The following is a 17,076-nucleotide window of genomic DNA, read 5'->3' as shown; positions in this document are numbered from 1 at the left end:
CGGCAATTATCGCCGCACTGGGAAGTGAATGTGCGTCAGCCGCTATCCGTCGGCTTACCGCGGTGCCGGATACTTCTTCGCATTCATCTCCATCTTCGCCCGCACTGCGGCGTCCAGGTCCACGCCCAGCGCCGTCACGAGCTGCGTCAGGTAGATGGTGATATCCGCCAGTTCCTGCTCCACGTGCGCGCGCTCGTCCGTCGACATGATCCCGCGCGACTCCTCTTCGGTCTGCCACTGGAAGATCTCCACCAGTTCGGCTACCTCGACGCTAAGTGCCATGGCCAGGTTCTTGGGGCTGTGATACTTGCCCCAGCCGCGCGCCTCACCGAACGCGATGGCGGCTTGCTGGAGGTTCCTGATATCGATGAGGTGCATGGTCTGCGGCATTCCGTGTCTTTCCGGCAAAGCCGTATTGAACCACGGCATGACCGGCTTGCCTGCGTGTGCCGCCGCGCGCGCACCTCTGCCCGCGCCATCAATGTGATGGCTAGGCCCTTCCGATGTGGGGTGCCCGATCGCGTCGGAAGCGCCGATAAAGCCACGGTTCGCCCGCTGCCCCTTACCCAAAACTAAAACCAATGGGCGATCGCACGCCTGCGCGGGCTGCTGCCCCGCGCCGGTCCTCCTGACCAACTTCATAGGAAAAAAGCAATTGGCCACTCTCCACGCAAGAACCCTGCTTGCCACCCTGGCAAGCGCCGCGATGCTTGCCGCCTGCGGCGGCGGTGATTCGTCCACGCCGGCGGCAACTCCGCAGGCAACGCCCAACCTGACCGGCAAGGCGATTGACGGCTACCTGGTCGGCGCCACCGTCTGCGTCGACGTGAACGGCAACGGTGCCTGCGATGCCGGCGAACCGAGCGCCAAGACCGACGGCAGCGGCAACTTCGGCCTGGTGACCAACGGCAACGTCATCGGCAAGCGACTGCTCGTCATGGTCGATGCCAACACCAAGGACCTGTCGCGGCCGAACTACACGTTCCCGGCCAGCTTCACGCTGAGCACGGAGATCGACGGCGCCACCAGCCAGCACGTCACCCCGCTGACGACCATGGTGCAGGCGCTGGTCGATGCCGGCCAGAGCCGTGCGGCCGCCCAGCGCAGCGTGATCGCGCTGCTGGGCGGATCGGTCGACCTCAAGGATGACTACATCGCCAGCGGCAACAACACTGCCAGCGCATTCGCCAGCAAGGTCGTGGACAAGGTGACGTCGTTCGCCAAGTCCGGCAGCGCCGACCGCGACACCGTGCGCGGCGTCCTGAACGCCATCGCGGAAAAGGGCGGCGACTTCGCCTCCGTGACGCAGGCCGATGTGGACAGGCTTGCCGCGCGTCCGGTGTTCACCGACGACGTGGACCTGAAGGCGCTGATGGCCGAGCCGCTGTATACCGTTGACGGCGTCACCTACACGAACCCGCCGACCCTGCTGCGAATCCGCTACACGCTGGTCGGCAACGAACTGACCGGTAAGGATCAGTACTACAACGCCACCTCGAACGTTTGGGTCGATGGGATTCCTTCGGGCCCGTGGTCCAGCGAGTACCAGTTGCGTGCCGACGGCACGTGGACAGGTGTGCTGAGCGAAGCCGACCAGAACAGGCCTGTCCTGGTGCAGAGCATCGGCGGCAACCAGGCAACCGTGCAGGACCAGAACAGCGGCCTTGTCGAAAAGCTGGTCGTGCGCCGCGCGGAACTGGGCGGCAAGGGCATCGGCGCCACGCTCGCCGGCTGGATCGACGACACGCTCGCGCTGCGCGTCCCGGGCACCTTCGCCGCGGACAGCAACGCGTATCTCGGCGTTGTCTCGCACGAGCGTGACCTGGTGTCGGTGACGCTCTATTCGTGCGCGATCGGCACTCCGGTGACCGACGACGGCGTGCCGCACTGCAACTACATCGGCGACGCCAACCGGACCTACCAGTCCGTGGATGACGTGCTCGGCCTCCCAATCCCGTTCGGCACGGCCACGCTGACGCTCAACGCGAACGGCAAGGCGCAGTTGATCAGCGTGCAGGGCAACCAGGTGCTGCTCGACAGTGACAAGATCGGCTGGGAGCGCTACGCGGGCAACCGCGACATCCTCGTCATCAAGCTGAACCCGGATGACCTGCCTGCCGGTTCTGGCGTGCGCGGCAGCTCGTTCGTGGAGGAAGGTGGCCGCCTTGCCATCGCGCTGCGCAACGGCCGCCTGCAGTATGCGGAGATCGAGCCGGCGTCGATGGAGCGGACCATTCCGCTGTTCAGGCAGTCGGTGTTCGACCAGGTCGTGAATGCGATCCGGCAGGCAATCGGTGCCTGACCGCTAGCGCAAAGGCCTGCCGGCACTGCCTGCGCGGCAGTGCCGGCCCGGCCGCTGGTCTGTGCCTGCAACCGGCGGCCAAACGGCATACGCTGGAGGATATGAACTCTCCTCATGGCGGAGCCCGGCATGCGTTCTTCCCTTGGCATGGCTGTCTTCACCCTGGCAGGCACCCTTGCCTACCTGGCCCTTCCGGTGATCGGCTGGGGCGGCTTCGCCCCTTTCTTTGCCCATCCGGCGCGCATCGTACTGGCCGAAGCGACCATGGCACTGGCCGTGGTGGCCGTCTTCTCCCAGGGCAACATCAGCAGCGGCGAACGTGAAGACCGCGGCAATCGCTGGGTGCTCGCCGCGTTTGGCGTGCTCGGCCTGCTTTCCGGCTATGTGCCTGCCTGGAATGACCGGATTGGCTTCTGGATCCTCGACGGCGACACCCTGCGCTGGATCGGCGTGGCGCTGTTCGCAGGGGGCGGCGTACTGAGGCTGGTGCCCGTGTTCATCCTCGGCAAGCGATTCAGCGGGCTGGTTGCGATCCAGCCCGGGCACAAGCTGGTGACAACTGGCCTGTACGGCGTAATCCGGCACCCGAGCTACCTCGGCTTCGTCATCAGCTCGCTGGGATGGGTACTGGCGTTTCGCTCAGGCGTAGGCGTGATCCTGACATTGCTGATGATCCCGCCTCTGGTGGCGCGCATCCGTGCAGAGGAAGCGATGTTGCGGTCGGAGTTTGGGGCGGAGTACGAGGCGTATTGCGCGAGGACGTGGAGGATGGTGCCGGGGGTCTACTAGGCGCGCCCGGCACGGGGCCCCAATCGGCATAGGAGGCAGCCATCCGGGCTGCGCCCCTGCCACACCACCCGGCATGCGGGTCCGCACCGGGCGGTTCGAGAGGTTGAGGTTAAGCAAGGCGAGGCATCCCCAGTAGGTCGAAGAAGGCGATATTCAGCACGCGGTTTAGCTCGCCATCGCTGTTGCGCCACCAGCAGCGGCTGTTGGCCGCCACCCGCTGGGCTGTCGCATGCGCAGCCCCCAGCGCCCGCAATTCCCGGTAGATCGTAGTGCCGTAGCGCCAATGCTTGAGTTGGATCGCGCGCAACCGATGACGCATCCATTCGTCCAGCTTTCGCCAGACATGAGGTGTTTGCGCCAGCCGGAAGTAGGCCTTCCAACCCCGTACATATGGCTGCAGCCGCTCCACGACCGCACGTAGACTCCGGCCGCCTGAGCGACCGGTCAGTTCGCGGATGCGTTGTTTGAACGTCAGCAGCGGCTTAACGGCCACCTTGCGCTTGACCACTCCTGCGGCTACCCAGAAGCTGTAGCCGAGGAATTTGCGGCCAAACGCGCTCGCCACCGCGCTCTTTGCCTCGTTGACCTTCAGGCGCAACTTGCCGTACAGCCGCCGCAACAGCGCCATCACCCGCTCGCCCGCCCTCCGACTGCGAACGTACACGTTCGCATCGTCGGCGTAGCGCACGAAGCAATGGCCTCGGCACTCCAACTCCTTGTCCACCTCATCGAGCAGCACGTTGGCCAGCAACGGCGACAGGGGACCGCCCTGCGGCGTGCCCTCGTACCGTTGCAGCACCACCCCGCCATCCATCAGCCCGCTGTTCAGATACGCCCGGACCAGCCGGATGACTCCGGGGTCCTCGATGCGCTTCTGTAGGCGATCAATCAGGATGTCGTGGTTGACTCGGTCAAAAAATTTTTCCAAGTCCACGTCCACCACTATTCGCCGACCCGATTGCACGTACGACTGTGCGGCTAGCACCGCGTCGTGCGCACGCCTGCCGGGACGGAAGCCATAGCTATGCTCGCTGAAGGTAGGGTCCAGAATCGGCTGCAATACCTGCAACAGCGCCTGCTGGATCAACCGATCCGTCACCGTCGCGATACCAAGCTCACGCTCGCCTCCGTCCGGCTTCGGAATCGTTACCCGCCGTACCGGACTGGGCCGGTACGTCCCCTTGAGCAGTTGCTGGCGAATCTCCGGCCACGCCGACACCAGATGGCGAGCGGTCTGATCAATATCCAGACCGTCTACGCCAGCGGCACCCTTGTTGCGTCGGACCCGCCTGAACGCCTGCTTCAGGTTCTCTCGCGTCAGCGCCGCTGCCAGCAGCGCCGACCCTGTGTCCTCCGGTTCGCGTCGCGGGCCGCCGGCTTCGTCACGAGCGAGTTCCCGGCCGGCTTCACCGTCCGTTTCCCTCGCTCGCCCCGCTCGCGCGGGCTTCTGACGCAATGCCTGTTGCATCGACACGGCTTCGAACACTCCCTCTCGTTCGGTCCTTCGTCGGTGGACTCGAGCCTTCCCGGCGCTACCCCCAACTAATATGACCTCTGCTGAGACCCCGCTCCGGCTCGACGCCGTCGCCCTTTCAGGCGCAAGGCGGGGCGTCCCCAGGTAAGAACGCACTCCTTCGCTGCACAACCGCCGGATTTACGCCGCCTCCCCTTGATCACAAGAACTTCGCGGAATTGCGCCCGCTCGTCCTGGTCGGCACCGCCTTCTATCCGGTTCGTGTCCCTCGGCTCGCAGCTTCGCTCCACGCTTCCTCCCCACGCTCGGTCACCCTCACGCAGTTGCGCTTCGCTTCGTTCGCTGTGATCAACTTACGGTGGGACTTGCACCCACAAGAGTGCGCCCATGCTGGGCGCACGCAAAAAGGCCAGGGCGGGTAGCCCTGGCCTTCGATTGCCGATCCCTTGCTGCGCGGCAGCGTAACAGGCCACCGCTCAGCGCGAGGAGAATGACGTCACTGTTTCAGTGGTCGTATTCCACGCTGGTGCTGAAGTTCAGGTCGAACGCGTCCGACCAGTTCAGGTTGGCAAACGACATGTCGGTCGCGCCAGTCGCCGCCGCAACCGACGGGAAGGAGGCCCCCTGGTCGCCCGGCACAGCCAGCCTGACCACCGTGTTGGCCGCCGCCGGCTTGGCACGCGCCGTGCCGCTGACAAACACCTGCGGCGCGCCAATGGTCGACCGGATCTGCACGTTGGTCTTCTTTACGAACGGTACACCCGAAGCCGAGGTCCAGCTCATCGGGAAAGTCGCGCCGCCAGTGAACGTCGTGCTGGAACCCGGCGTCAGCAGGTCACGCGCCTCCTTGCTGACATCCTGCCATGCATACTGGCGCAGCGTATCCGGAGCCGGCGGCGGGGTGCGCAGACGGACCGGGTAGGAATAGACTTGCTTCGGCGTCCACGGAGTGGTGGTCTTGTCGTAGCGGTAGATGTCAAAAGTGTAGACGCTGAACGGGGTAATGGCCCCCAGGTCCGCGGCGCTCAGTTGTGGATTTGACCAGGCGGAGTTGTTCGGCCATGTGAACGAGCCCTGCGCAGACACATCCTGGGCAACTCCCGCCAGGCGGTAGTTATTCCGGCAGCCGGGCTGTACACCAGGGTATTTGGACAGTACGTCGCTGGCGGTTTCTCCCGCCTTGAGCTGGGCCTGAATATTGAGCGTGTCGCAGACGCCCGAGCTGGGCTTGAGCAGAACCCCATTGTGCAGCCCCGGACCCGACACGATGGCGAAGTCCACCGCTACCCCATCCTTGTCGACCGTCGCCACCTGCAGGGTCAACGAGCTGACATAGGCATTGGTCCCGGTGAACGGTTTGGCCGGATTCAACCAGTCCCAGCGCTGTGCATTGCCATTGACCTTGCTCAGAATCGCCCGTTGGTTGCCAATCAGGCGCCAGCCATTGTCGCTGCTGGTGCGCGCGGATGGCTGCAGGGCGATCTGCGCGATCTGCTGCATGCCATCGCGAATACCATCGGCACGCGTCCAGGACACCTTGATCCAGACCTTGTCGGCTGCCTGCACGCGGATGATTTCCGGCAAGCTGAAGACGGCGCCGTTCATGGCATCGTCGGCAACGATGCCGGCACCCAGATCCTGGTCGACGTTTGCGCCATTACTAAGGTAAGTGGCGGGAACACCTGCCTGCCGCACGCCGGGCGCCACGTCGTCAACGACGATCTGACTGCAGGCGGCGATGCTGCCGCTCTGCCGTGCCGATGCCGTCGACGAACCGCCAAAGCACTGGTTGAACGCAGCTTGCAGCCCGGCGAGGTCGCTGGCAACCGGCAGGTTGGACACAGGCGCACCACCAATCGTGGCCACGCTTGGCAGGCTGGCCGAGTCACTGGCCGTCGGCGCCACGCCCGGCGCCAGCTGGAGCACGGCGGGCGTATCGCTCGAAGCGCCCGCCACGGATGAAAGCTGCACGCCCCCATTGGGCAGCACGTTGACCTTCACCTGGTCCAGCAAACGGTCCAGCCCCGGTGCGCCAGCGGTCAGCGGGCCGGAGATCAGGTCCACGCCGGCATTGCCTGTGGCGGCCAGCAGATCGGCCAGCGCGTCCGAGTAGGCCTTCACCGTGGTGCTGATCGACGACGTCGTGACCTTGGACTGCAGCAGGCTCGTGTCGCTCAGCAGCTTGGTCGGGTTGTCACCGATGATCGTCGCCGCAATGGCGTTGGTCAGCGGCGTGATATTGATGGTCTGCGTGCCCGCAGTCGCACTCAGGCTGATCAGCGTTGCCTGCGAGTCCGCCACGTTGCCGGTGGCGACCAGCACGAACGGGGCGGCCAGGCCGGTCACATCGCACTGGAATGAGCCCGTGGTGGCGTCGGCCGGGCAGTTGACCGACTTGCCGCCCGCGTCCGTCAGCGTCACCGTAGCGCCCTGCATTGCCGCGCCGGTTGCCGCTACGCCGGTGACCGTTTGCTTGGGGGCGTTAGTCCCAGGTTGCGTGGTAGTGGGCGCGGTTCCTACCGACGAATCCCCGCCCCCTCCACAAGCCGATAACGCCAGCACCGCAACACTAAATGCAATGGGTGTAAACCTCATTATTTCTTCCCCGTACCGTTATTTAAAAAACGACAAAAAATAATGACCATCCGCTCCTGCCGGATAGTCAATCCCCCTCTGGCATGGACAAACCAGGACCCCTCTGGAAACCCGTCATATAAATGACGTCGAGTGCATTCTCGATCATTTACTGACCCCTCTGCCGCGGCATTTTTATCAATTCAGGCGGTGCAGCCACGGAGTTGGGGGAATTCTGCAAGAACTCCAAATGGCCGGCATCATTCATTCTGATGAAAATCTCAAAAAACCAACTGTCCACCCGGAATGCCTGTGATAGCCTGCGGAAAACAACGCAGTGAATAATGGCGGCGCGGCGCGGATTCGGAAGACTCCCCCGGACAGCCACGCCTGGGGAGAAGGGCGCCTTGCTAATCGGTGATCATCTGATCGGGGACCTCTATGAGGCCGCGGCCCGGCGGGACGGATTTCTGGCGGTATTTCAGATCGTCTCGGAAAAAATGGGCGCCAATGTATTCCACATGTTCAGCTGGGATGCAGTGCGCAATGCGCCACATCTCTCCATCTATACCCCCGACGTACGATGGGACGAGATAATCGAGCGCTACGACCAATACTATGGTGCGCTTGATCCCCGACGCAGCTTCGTCGAACAAGCCGCCATCGGTAAATTCGTCTGTTGCGATGATTACCTGACCGAACAGGATATCGCCCGAAGCGAGTTCTTCCAGGATTACCAGATTCCGTCAGGCATACGCTATCTGATGGGTGCGCGTCTGGCCCGCGCGGGCAGCGACAATATTCTCCTCGGCCTGCTTCGCGCGCCCGACCGGCCGCCCTACACGCTCGAAGAACGCGCCACCGCGGCCGGCATGGCCGGTCACCTGCAGCGGGCCATCAATCTCTGGCAGGACACCAGGGTCCTGCATCGCGACGCGGCGCTTGGCACGGAACTGATGGAGCAACTGGGCCTTGCCGTCTTTGCCCTGGACAGGCAGTCACGCGTCGTCTTTGCCAACAAGGCGGCCGAAAGCATGCTGCGCGAAGCCGCCTGCCTGAAACTGCAGCACGGGCGGCTGGCGGCAACGCTGGCAGAGCAGCAGGACAGCCTGCAAACAACGCTCCGGCATGTGGCAAGAACCCGCAAGGGCGCCAGCCTTGCGCTGGGTGTCGCCTCCGGCGTGGCACCCGAGGTATTCCTCAGCATTACCTTGCTGCCGGGCCAGGACACAAGAGCCGTGTTTGGCGACGCCACCATGCTGGTCACCGCCAGGCGTCGCGGATCCACGCCACTGGTGACGGCGCGGCAACTGCAGCAAGCCTTCGGCTTGTCGGCAGCCGAATCCTCGGTGGCCGAGGCACTGGTCAGTGGCAAGACACCCGACCAGTACGCCACCAGTGCAGGAGTCTCTGTCAACACCGTGCGCACCCAACTGCGTGCGATCTACGACAAGACCCGCACGCGGTCCCAGGCCGAAGCCGTGGGCGCCATGCTTTGGGTACTGTCTCAGCGGTCGCCTGACCGCTGACGACGGCGGAACGGCGGAACGCCCGGCGGGCAACCAAGGATCGCCACGGCTTGGCCTGGAACCGCGGCATCCGCGACCAGGCACCTTCTGCCCTGCCCGCTTTCCCTGTCAGCGATGCTTCAGCATCGTCAGCAGCGCATGGGCGACAGGATCCGACGACGCCGGATTCTGGCCCGTGATCAGCAGGCCATCCGTCACGACGTACGGTTGCCAGTCCCCTGCCTTGGAATAGTTGGCGCCGTTCGCCTTCAGCATGTCCTCGACCAGGAATGGCACGACTTCCGTCAGGCCGACCGCGGCCTCCTCGCCGTTCGTGAAGCCCGTGACGTTCTTGCCCTTGACCATCGGGCTCCCATCCTTCGCCTTTACATGACGCAGCACGCCCGGCGCATGGCAGACCAGCGCGACCGGTTTGCCGCTTGCAAGAGTGGTTTCGATCAAGGCTTTGGAGTTTGCATCCTCGGCGAGGTCCCACATTGGTCCGTGTCCGCCCGGATAGAACACCGCGTCGTAGTCGCCAGCCGAGACATCGGACAGCTTCTGCGTAGACGCGAGCGTGGCCTTTGCCTCGGCATCGGCATCGAAGCGGCGCGTCGCCGCGGTCTGGAACGAGGGATCATTGCTCTTAGGGTCGAGCGGCGGCTGACCGCCCTTCACGGAGGCAAGCGTGACTTCAACGCCGGCATCCTTGAGCACGTAATAAGGCGCGGCCAGCTCCTCGAGCCAGAAGCCGGTCTTTTCACCGGTATTGCCGAGCTGGTCGTGAGACGTCAGGACAATCAGGACTTTCATGTTCGGGTCTCCGGAAGACGTTACGGGGCATGCGGGCCACCTGCTGGATTGCCTGGCGGCATGCGGACCCTGGTAAGCATGGTGCATGGGCCTTCAAAGTCAAAGGCCGACACGCACGCAAGCGGAGCATCCGGCGCCCGGAGCGACGCCTAGCCATGCCGCAGGCACACCGGCCGGCGGCCTTCTGCCGTTGCATCGGCCTGTACCAGCCGCTGGCGCCACTGCGACGGCGCGACACCGAACTCCGCCGAGAACCAGCGCGTAAAGGAACTCGGCATCGAGAAGCCGAGCAGCTCCGCCACCTCGGCTAGCAGATGGCCGCCGCTGACGAGGTAGCGGACCACCAGTTCGCGCCGCACGTCATTGACCTGTTGGGAGAAGACGGTCCCCGCCGATTTGAGCCTGCGCTGCAGCGTTCGTACTTCCATCTCCAGCCCCCGTGCCACCTGTTCGATCGAAGCGTGGCCCATTGGCAGCAGCAGATAGATGGCCTTGCGGACCTCCAGGACACAGGATGTCGCGCAGGCCACTGACTGCGCCTCCAGACAGCGGCGCGCATACTCCGCCATCATCGGGTCCGCGATCGGGTTGGGATGGTCAAGATCCGCGGTCGCGCAGGCGATCCCGTTGAACTCGCTGTGAAACTTCAGCTTGCAGCCAAAGATCCGCTGATGCAGCTGCAGATCGGCCGGCGCGTCATGCGTGAAATGAACGCTGTGCGGGTTCCACTGCGGGCCGAGCAGGACACTGCACGCGCGATGCAACGTACCGGTGGCAAGCTCGATGGCCTGACGGGATACCGGCGCATCCTCCAATACGATTTCCTCGCGCACGATCACGGTCGTGCCGGCATCCTCCACCAGCATCGCCAGCGATTCATTCATCAGGCTGCGATAGCGGATCAGCGTGCGTAACGCGTCACGCAGGGTGGCCTGGTGCATCAGCAACAGACTGATGGCACCCAGGTCCGCGAGCTGGCGCGTCGCGGCCATGCGCAGGCCGAATGACTCGCATCCGCTTGCGCGCGCCGCCTCGTCCAGCAAGCTCATGACCGAGGTCACCGGAATGCGCTGGTCCGGGTCATCGAGCAAGGCGCGCGAGACGCCCGCCGCGCGCAAGATCGGTTCCGTATCCAGCTCCAGTTGCGACGCTACGTCGAAGTAACCCGTCAACGCCGCCGCGCGAACCTGTGTCGTCATCGCTCCCTCCCTCTGCTCTTTCAGCAAGGATGGTGTGGGCAGCAGGTCAAAAATTTGACGGCGATCAAATCGCCGAGGCCCAGCCCCCACCCCTGGCATCAAACGCAATGAGCGTGTCGCGCAATGAAAAGTCCCCCCTCTCCCCGAACAGTAATTTTCACCTGACGCCAGACGCGTTGACTGACCCCACCAAAACGGCAGGAGACAAAGAGTGACCACAACCAGCATTTCCCATCGCCCGGCAGGGCGCGGTATCGCATTCCCGGCTTCCGTCATTACCCGCACGGAGGCCGCATGATGCGCGTAGAACAACTGACCGCCACCATTGGCGCCGAGCTGACGGGCGTGAGCCTGGCCGATGCCATCCACGACGACGGACTGTTCGGAGAGATCCGGGCCGCCCTGCTGCGGCACAAGGTGCTGTTCCTGCGCGACCAGCACATTTCCCGCGCCGAGCATGTCGCGTTCGCGGAGCGATTCGGCAGCCTGGAAAATCACCCGGTAGCCGGCAGCCACCCGCAGTACCCGGGCCTGGTGCAGATCTACAAGCAGCCGGACCAGCCGATGGACCGCTACGAAAACGCCTGGCACACCGATGCGACCTGGCGTGAAGCGCCGCCCATGGGATGCGTGCTGCGCTGCGTAGAAGGCCCTGCCGTGGGGGGCGACACGATGTGGGCCAACATGGCGCTCGCCTACGAGAACCTGCCCGAGCACGTGAAGACGCAGATCGCCGGCCTGCGCGCCCGGCACAGCATCGAGGCCAGCTTTGGCGCCGCCATGCCGATCGAGCGGCGTCTGGCACTTAAGGAGCAGTATCCCGATCCGGAGCACCCGGTGGTGCGCATCCACCCCGAGACCAGTGAAAAGATCCTCTTCGTTAACGCCTTCACCACCCACTTCACCAACTTCCACGCGCCGGCAAACGTGCGTTACGGCCAGGACTACAACCCGGGCGCGCTCGAGCTGCTGCGTTACCTGGTGTCGCAGGCCCTCATTCCCGAGTACCAGGTGCGCTGGCGCTGGAAGGCCAACAGCATGGCGATCTGGGACAACCGCAGCACCCAGCACTACGCGGTGATGGACTACGCGCCCTGCCACCGCAAGATGGAACGCGCCGGCATCATCGGCGACAAGCCTTTTGGCATCGGCGAGCGCGCCACCGACACCCGTACCCCCGAACCCGCACTGGCTGCCTGAGCCAGCCACCACCAGGAGAGAGACATGGATTTCATCGACGGTTCGCTGTTCCCCGAGAACCAGCAAAAGCTCGTGATTACCGCAGCCCCTTATGGTCCGGAATGGATGCCTTCCGATTTCCCGGAAGACATTCCGGTGTCCATGGAAGCGCAGATCCAGAAAGCCGTGGACTGCTACAACGCCGGCGCCACCGTACTGCACGTGCATGTGCGTGAAGCGGATGGCAAGGGCTCCAAGCGCCTGTCCAAGTTCAACGAACTGCTGGCCGGCATCCGTGCCCGCGTGCCGGACATGATCCTGCAGGTGGGGGGCTCGATTTCCTTTGCGCCCGAGAACGACGGTGATGTGGCCAAGTGGCTGTCGGACGATACGCGCCACATGCTCGCGGAGCTGAAGCCCACGCCGGACCAGGTGACGATCGCCATCAACACCAACCAGATGAACGTGGTCGAGCAGATGTGCGCGGCCGACGTGGCCGGCACCTCGCTGGCCGAGCCGGCGAACTATCGCGCCTATCGCGAGATGACCATTCCCGCGGGACCGGAATGGGTGGAAGAGCACATCCGCCGCCTCAGCAGCAATGGCATCCAGACCCACTTCCAGCTTGCCACCATCGCGCAGCTGGAAACGGTGGAGCGGATGATGCGCAAGGGCAGCTGCAACGTGCCCCTGATCCTGACCTGGGTGGCGATCGGCGGCGGCTTTGAAGCGCCAAACCTCTACAACCTGGCGAACTTCGTGCGTGCCTGCCCCAATGGTTCGGTGCTGACGCTGGAAACCTCCATGCTCAACGTACTGCCGCTGAACATGATGGCCATTGCCCTGGGCCTGCATGTGCGTTGCGGCATCGAGGACAACATCTGGACCCAGCGGCGCGACCGCAAGATGGGCACCGTGGAACAGATCGAGCAACTGGTGCGCATGTCGCGCGAGTTCGGCCGCGACGTGGCTAACGCGAAGGAAGCGCGCGAGATCTACAAGATCGGCACGTTCTACGACAGCGCCGACGAGACGCTGGCCGAGAACGGGTTCGCGCCGAACCGCAAGCCTGGCCAGGTAGGATTCACGAGGCACGCCAGCCGAGCGTAACCGGCTTACTGCGGCTTTACTCCGGCCTTAGTCAGCCTTGATCCGTTTGCCCGCCGCGCCGCCCGCAACCACTGCGGACGGCACGGCGGGCATTGTTCTTTCCAATTCCGAACCGCTGTGTCCGATTGACACCACGAAAATGCCACCTTGATCTGCATCAACAATGGTGACCAATCCCCAAACTATCCTTGCGAGCGCTGACGGGCAAGCCAAACAACAACAAGACGCAGGGGCTAGGGAGCGACATGCCGCATCACACCTTGGATATCGAAATCGAACGTCTGGTATCGAAATCAACACTGGAATGCGAGCTTCTGACACCCGTCAGTGAAGTCGTCGCCAAAATGGCAAAGCGCCGCTGCAGTTCGATTGTCGTCATGGACCAGGGGCGGGCAGTCGGCATCTGGACCGAACGCGATGCGCTGGCGCTCGGCGACGCGGCCGATGCGCTGTCCAGTCCGATCAGCGCGCTGATGAGCCACCCTGTGCAGTCCCTGTCCGGCCGCACGCGTCTTGGTGACGCGGTGGTCCACTTCAAGAACAAGGGCATCCGTCATTGCCTGGTGGTCGACGACGCCGAACGCCCGCTGGGCATGCTCACGCAGACCGATCTCGTCATGAGCCAGGGCGCAGAATTTTTCTTGCGCACCCGGCCCATCGATTCGGTCAAGTTGTCCCTGCCGGGCGTGGTGGCCCCCCACACCAGCCTGCTCGACGCCATGCATGCCATGCGCACAGGCGGGCTGAGCGCCATCGTCGTGCGCTACCCACTGGACGAGTACGGCATCCTGACCGAGCGCGATATTGTCCGGCTGGCCGCCGCCAATGCGCTTTGCGGCACGGTGGGCGAACACGCGACGCGCCCGCTGCGGGCGCTGCGGCGATCGCAAAGCCTCTACGCGGCCCGCCGGATGCTGATCGAGAACCGCATCCGCCATGTGGGCGTACTCGACGATCACGGCAAACTGGCGGGTGTGCTGAGCCTGGCCGACATCCTGAGCAATATCGAGTACGAGTATGTGCACGAGCTTCAACTCGCGCTGCGCGAGCGCGATGAGGCGCTGCTGAAATCCGCCTACCACCTGAAGCTGGCCGACCGCGTGTTCGAAGCCACGCTCGACGGCGTCATGGTGACGGACCTGAACGGCGTGATCGAACGGGTGAATCCGGCCTTTACGCAACTGACCGGCTTTTCCCAGGCCGAGGCCATCGGCCAGACTCCGCGCATGCTTAGCTCGGGCAAACAGGACGCCGCGTTCTATGAGTCGCTGTGGCGCGAGCTGCGCGAGAACGGCAACTGGCAGGGCGAGATCTGGAACCGGCGCAAGAGCGGTGAACTGTACCTGGAGTACCTGTCGATCTCAGGCATCTACAGCCACGACGGCAGCTGCACGCACTACGCCGCCATCTTTTCGGACATCACCCAGCGGCGTATGGACGAAGAGCGCCTGAACCACCTGGCGATGCACGATGCCCTCACGGCCCTGCCGAACCGTACCCTGTTCAGCGAGCGCCTGAAGCAGGCCATCGCGCGCGCCAAGCGTGCCGCCAGGCGGGTGGCCGTGATGTTCATCGACCTCGACCGCTTCAAGCTGATCAACGACACCATGGGGCACGGCGTGGGCGACCAGGCCCTCAAGGTCATCGCCCGGCGGCTCAAGGAGGCCATTCGCGAAAGCGACACGGTGGCGCGCCTGGGCGGGGACGAGTTCACCGTGATCATCGAGGACATCGAAGACATCCGCCACGTCGCGCAGATTGCCCAGTCATTGCTGAACGTGGTCGGGCAGCCGATTGTCACCAACGGACAAACCGTGTTCGTGACGCCGAGCATCGGCATCAGCATCTACCCCGACGACGGCACTGACCAGAAGCAGTTGCTGATGCAGGCCGATCGCGCCATGTACGAGGCCAAGGACGAAGGCAAGAACAATTTCCGCTTCTTCGCCGCGCAGATGACCTCATCCTCGATGGAGCGGATCACGCTCGAAAGCGAATTGCGCAACGCCCTCAATGCCAACGAATTCCGCCTGCACTACCAGCCTGTCTTCGACTTGCGCAGCGGCGCCATCGTCAGCGTGGAAGCGCTGCTGCGCTGGCAGCATCCGACGCGTGGCCTGCTGGGACCCGGTGCGTTCATCACCACCGCCGAGGATTCGGCAATGATCGTGCCGATCGGCGCCTGGGTGTTGCGCGAAGCCTGCAGGCAGGCGCGCCTCTGGATCGAAGAGGGTTTCGCGTTCGGCCGGATTGCCGTCAACCTGTCCGCGCGGCAATGTCGCCACGAGCAGTTCCTGCATGACCTCACCGACATCCTGAGCGATACCGGTCTGCCGCCGGCCAGGCTGCAGCTGGAATTGGTCGAGAGCATGGCAATGACCGGTAACGGGGTGACGGAATCGCTGCTGGGTGAACTCGCGCGGCGTGGAGTGAGTCTTGCGATTGATGATTTTGGGACGGGGTATTCGTCGTTCACGTATTTGCAGACGTTGCCGGTGGATACGCTGAAGGTGGATCGGTCCTTTCTTGCTGTTATCGATGCGCACCGGCGTGAGAGTGCGATCCTGCGCGCGATTGTTGCCATGGCGCATTCGCTTGGGTTGACGGTGGTGGCGGAAGGGGTGGAGAACGAGGAGCAGTTAAGGTTTCTGCAGGAGATCGGGTGTGATCGGGGGCAGGGGTTCTTGCTGGCGCGGCCGGTGGCGGCTGAGCGGTTACAGCGTGCGGGCATTGGCGGCTGACATCGAGGACTGGCCACCACCGGCACGTATCATCGAATCAGCGCTGGCGCCTGGGCAAGCAGATAGAGCGTCGCTCCGATCAGCCCGCCAACGATGGTCCCGTTCATGCGAATGTACTGCAGGTCCCTGCCGACGTTGAGCTCGATCTGCCGTGACATGTCCTTCGCGTCCCAGCTGCGCACTGTATTGCTGATATGGCGCGTGATGAAGTCCGCAAAGTCGGGGGCCATCGCGCGCGCGGCATCCCTCAGGTGCTGGTTCAGCGCCTGCCGCAAGGATTCGTTGCGGGCCAGCTCCTCGCCAATCCACTGGCCGGCGCCTGCCACCTTGCGATAGATGGCGGAGTCTTCACGCGCCAGGTCTGTCTTGAGACGTTCTTTCCATTCCGTCCAGAGTTCCCCGATGTAGGCATTGAATGCCGGATGCTCCCGCAGATAACGCTTGATATCGTCGGCCTTCGCGCGAAACGATGCGTCTTCCTTCAGGCGCTTGATCAAGCTTTTTGTCACCTCATCGAACTTCCTGCGCAGCTCATGACCATCGTCCTTCTCGACTTGTGTCAGAACGCGCGACAATCCCGCCGAGATCATTTCGGCGCCATGACCGCTGATCCATTCAGTCGGTAGCACTTTCTCCTTGTACGGATGCTCCAGCTTGAGCCATTCCGCGATTCGCCCGGCAATCATGTCGCGCGTGTCCGGACGCTTGAGCAGCTCCACCAGATGCGTGATCGATTCCCGCAGCAGCGCCTGGTGCCGATTGTCTCGCGTCAGCGTTTCCAGGATTCCCGCCGCTGACTGCGTGAGGTCCACCTGATCGATCATGGCATCGACGGCGTCCTTGGCAAACGCCTGGACTGTCTTCTCGTCCATCAGGTCGAGCGCACTTCGTGCGAAGCGGGCCACGGCATCGCCCATGCGGCGCGTATTGGATGCCGAATCGAGCCAATCGGCGACGACCTGTGCAGGGTTGTGCTTGTCGATCAGCGCGACTACCGAGTTCACATCGAGGAATTTTTCCTTGACGAAGACAGCAAGCCCATCGGCGATGTCGTCGCGCTTGCGGATGATGATATTGGTGTGGCCCGCGAGCCCCGGCACCGGAATGCGGCGGAACAACGCGGCTACCGCGAACCAGTCGGCCATGCCGCCAACCATGGCGGCCTCGGCTGCGGAGCGCACCCAATCGGTGGCAAAGCCGTGGGGGAGGAAGATGGTGATCGCAAAGACGAGCGTCGCCGCGAGTAGCAGGGCCAGCGCCTTGTGTTTGGCGTTGCGGAGTTCCAGTTCCTGAGTCATTGAAAGTTGGAAATTTGGAGTACAGAACGATGGATTTGGTATCTGTGTGGCACCCACTGCAAATCCACCGCGCAACTTGCGGCGGCTGG

At 63.7% G+C, this 17,076-nt stretch carries 13 protein-coding genes; 6 read left to right on the top strand and 7 right to left on the bottom strand.

Annotated features, from left to right (window positions below; translation table 11 throughout):
- Positions 1-54: 54 nt before the first annotated feature.
- Positions 55-378 (bottom strand): nucleotide pyrophosphohydrolase, encoded by a 324-nt coding sequence (locus CupriaWKF_RS00245; protein WP_276100866.1) that lies wholly within the window; start codon positions 376-378, stop codon positions 55-57.
- Between the two features lie 277 nt (positions 379-655).
- Here CupriaWKF_RS00245 and CupriaWKF_RS00240 point away from each other — a divergent pair, with 277 nt between their 5' ends.
- Both CupriaWKF_RS00240 and CupriaWKF_RS00235 read left to right on the top strand, forming a co-directional pair.
- Positions 656-2,302 (top strand): hypothetical protein, encoded by a 1,647-nt coding sequence (locus CupriaWKF_RS00240; protein ID WP_276099061.1) that lies wholly within the window; start codon positions 656-658, stop codon positions 2,300-2,302.
- A 129-nt stretch (positions 2,303-2,431) separates the two neighbouring features.
- On the top strand, positions 2,432-3,091 hold the full coding sequence (locus CupriaWKF_RS00235) for an isoprenylcysteine carboxylmethyltransferase family protein (RefSeq protein WP_276099060.1): 660 nt from the start codon (positions 2,432-2,434) through the stop codon (positions 3,089-3,091).
- Between the two features lie 109 nt (positions 3,092-3,200).
- On the opposite strand, the gene ltrA is transcribed toward CupriaWKF_RS00235, so the two are convergent.
- Positions 3,201-4,565, bottom strand: a complete 1,365-nt coding sequence (gene ltrA, locus CupriaWKF_RS00230; RefSeq protein ID WP_276100660.1) for a group II intron reverse transcriptase/maturase — start codon at positions 4,563-4,565, stop codon at positions 3,201-3,203.
- A gap of 504 nt (positions 4,566-5,069) precedes the next feature.
- Positions 5,070-7,001, bottom strand: coding sequence for a hypothetical protein (locus CupriaWKF_RS00225; RefSeq protein ID WP_276099059.1), 1,932 nt, complete (start codon positions 6,999-7,001; stop codon positions 5,070-5,072).
- Positions 7,002-7,483: 482 nt separating this feature from the next.
- On the opposite strand from CupriaWKF_RS00225, the gene CupriaWKF_RS00220 reads away from it, so the two are divergent.
- The gene (locus CupriaWKF_RS00220) at positions 7,484-8,668 is read left to right on the top strand and encodes a helix-turn-helix transcriptional regulator (protein ID WP_276099058.1); all 1,185 of its coding nucleotides are present in this window, start codon (positions 7,484-7,486) and stop codon (positions 8,666-8,668) included.
- Positions 8,669-8,776: 108 nt separating this feature from the next.
- Here the strand turns inward: CupriaWKF_RS00220 and CupriaWKF_RS00215 are convergent, their stop codons facing one another.
- A complete protein-coding gene (locus CupriaWKF_RS00215) occupies positions 8,777-9,460 on the bottom strand; it encodes a type 1 glutamine amidotransferase domain-containing protein (RefSeq protein ID WP_276099057.1) in 684 nt (227 codons plus the stop codon).
- A gap of 149 nt (positions 9,461-9,609) precedes the next feature.
- Positions 9,610-10,659: an AraC family transcriptional regulator gene (locus CupriaWKF_RS00210; protein ID WP_276099056.1), complete on the bottom strand. Its 1,050-nt coding sequence runs from the start codon at positions 10,657-10,659 to the stop codon at positions 9,610-9,612.
- A gap of 297 nt (positions 10,660-10,956) precedes the next feature.
- Here CupriaWKF_RS00210 and CupriaWKF_RS00205 point away from each other — a divergent pair, with 297 nt between their 5' ends.
- Positions 10,957-11,859, top strand: a complete 903-nt coding sequence (locus tag CupriaWKF_RS00205; RefSeq protein ID WP_276100865.1) for a TauD/TfdA family dioxygenase — start codon at positions 10,957-10,959, stop codon at positions 11,857-11,859.
- A gap of 24 nt (positions 11,860-11,883) precedes the next feature.
- Positions 11,884-12,948: a 3-keto-5-aminohexanoate cleavage protein gene (locus tag CupriaWKF_RS00200; RefSeq protein ID WP_276099055.1), complete on the top strand. Its 1,065-nt coding sequence runs from the start codon at positions 11,884-11,886 to the stop codon at positions 12,946-12,948.
- A 27-nt stretch (positions 12,949-12,975) separates the two neighbouring features.
- Here the strand turns inward: CupriaWKF_RS00200 and CupriaWKF_RS00195 are convergent, their stop codons facing one another.
- On the bottom strand, positions 12,976-13,122 hold the full coding sequence (locus tag CupriaWKF_RS00195) for a hypothetical protein (protein WP_276099054.1): 147 nt from the start codon (positions 13,120-13,122) through the stop codon (positions 12,976-12,978).
- A 71-nt stretch (positions 13,123-13,193) separates the two neighbouring features.
- Between CupriaWKF_RS00195 and CupriaWKF_RS00190 the strand changes: the two genes are divergently transcribed.
- Positions 13,194-15,689 carry an EAL domain-containing protein gene (locus CupriaWKF_RS00190; protein ID WP_276099053.1) on the top strand — a complete coding sequence of 832 codons (2,496 nt, stop codon included), beginning with the start codon at positions 13,194-13,196 and terminating at the stop codon, positions 15,687-15,689.
- A gap of 29 nt (positions 15,690-15,718) precedes the next feature.
- Here the strand turns inward: CupriaWKF_RS00190 and CupriaWKF_RS00185 are convergent, their stop codons facing one another.
- On the bottom strand, positions 15,719-16,987 hold the full coding sequence (locus tag CupriaWKF_RS00185) for a DUF445 family protein (RefSeq protein WP_276100864.1): 1,269 nt from the start codon (positions 16,985-16,987) through the stop codon (positions 15,719-15,721).
- Between the last annotated feature and the right edge of the window lie 89 nt (positions 16,988-17,076).

The sequence above is a fragment of the Cupriavidus sp. WKF15 genome (assembly GCF_029278605.1).
GTDB lineage: Bacteria > Pseudomonadota > Gammaproteobacteria > Burkholderiales > Burkholderiaceae > Cupriavidus.
This window is presented reverse-complemented; position numbering and strand designations above follow the sequence as displayed.

What these genes read in the sequence shown, in the direction of transcription:
- CupriaWKF_RS00190 (WP_276099053.1), top strand. Translation starts at nt 13,194, where the DNA reads ATGCCGCATCACACCTTGGATATCGAAATCGAACGTCTGGTATCGAAA.
- CupriaWKF_RS00225 (WP_276099059.1), bottom strand. Translation starts at nt 7,001, where the DNA reads ATGCAGGGCGCTACGGTGACGCTGACGGACGCGGGCGGCAAGTCGGTC.
- CupriaWKF_RS00220 (WP_276099058.1), top strand. Translation starts at nt 7,484, where the DNA reads ATGGCGGCGCGGCGCGGATTCGGAAGACTCCCCCGGACAGCCACGCCT.
- CupriaWKF_RS00205 (WP_276100865.1), top strand. Translation starts at nt 10,957, where the DNA reads ATGCGCGTAGAACAACTGACCGCCACCATTGGCGCCGAGCTGACGGGC.
- CupriaWKF_RS00245 (WP_276100866.1), bottom strand. Translation starts at nt 378, where the DNA reads ATGCACCTCATCGATATCAGGAACCTCCAGCAAGCCGCCATCGCGTTC.
- CupriaWKF_RS00185 (WP_276100864.1), bottom strand. Translation starts at nt 16,987, where the DNA reads ATGACTCAGGAACTGGAACTCCGCAACGCCAAACACAAGGCGCTGGCC.
- CupriaWKF_RS00210 (WP_276099056.1), bottom strand. Translation starts at nt 10,659, where the DNA reads ATGACGACACAGGTTCGCGCGGCGGCGTTGACGGGTTACTTCGACGTA.
- CupriaWKF_RS00200 (WP_276099055.1), top strand. Translation starts at nt 11,884, where the DNA reads ATGGATTTCATCGACGGTTCGCTGTTCCCCGAGAACCAGCAAAAGCTC.
- CupriaWKF_RS00235 (WP_276099060.1), top strand. Translation starts at nt 2,432, where the DNA reads ATGCGTTCTTCCCTTGGCATGGCTGTCTTCACCCTGGCAGGCACCCTT.
- CupriaWKF_RS00215 (WP_276099057.1), bottom strand. Translation starts at nt 9,460, where the DNA reads ATGAAAGTCCTGATTGTCCTGACGTCTCACGACCAGCTCGGCAATACC.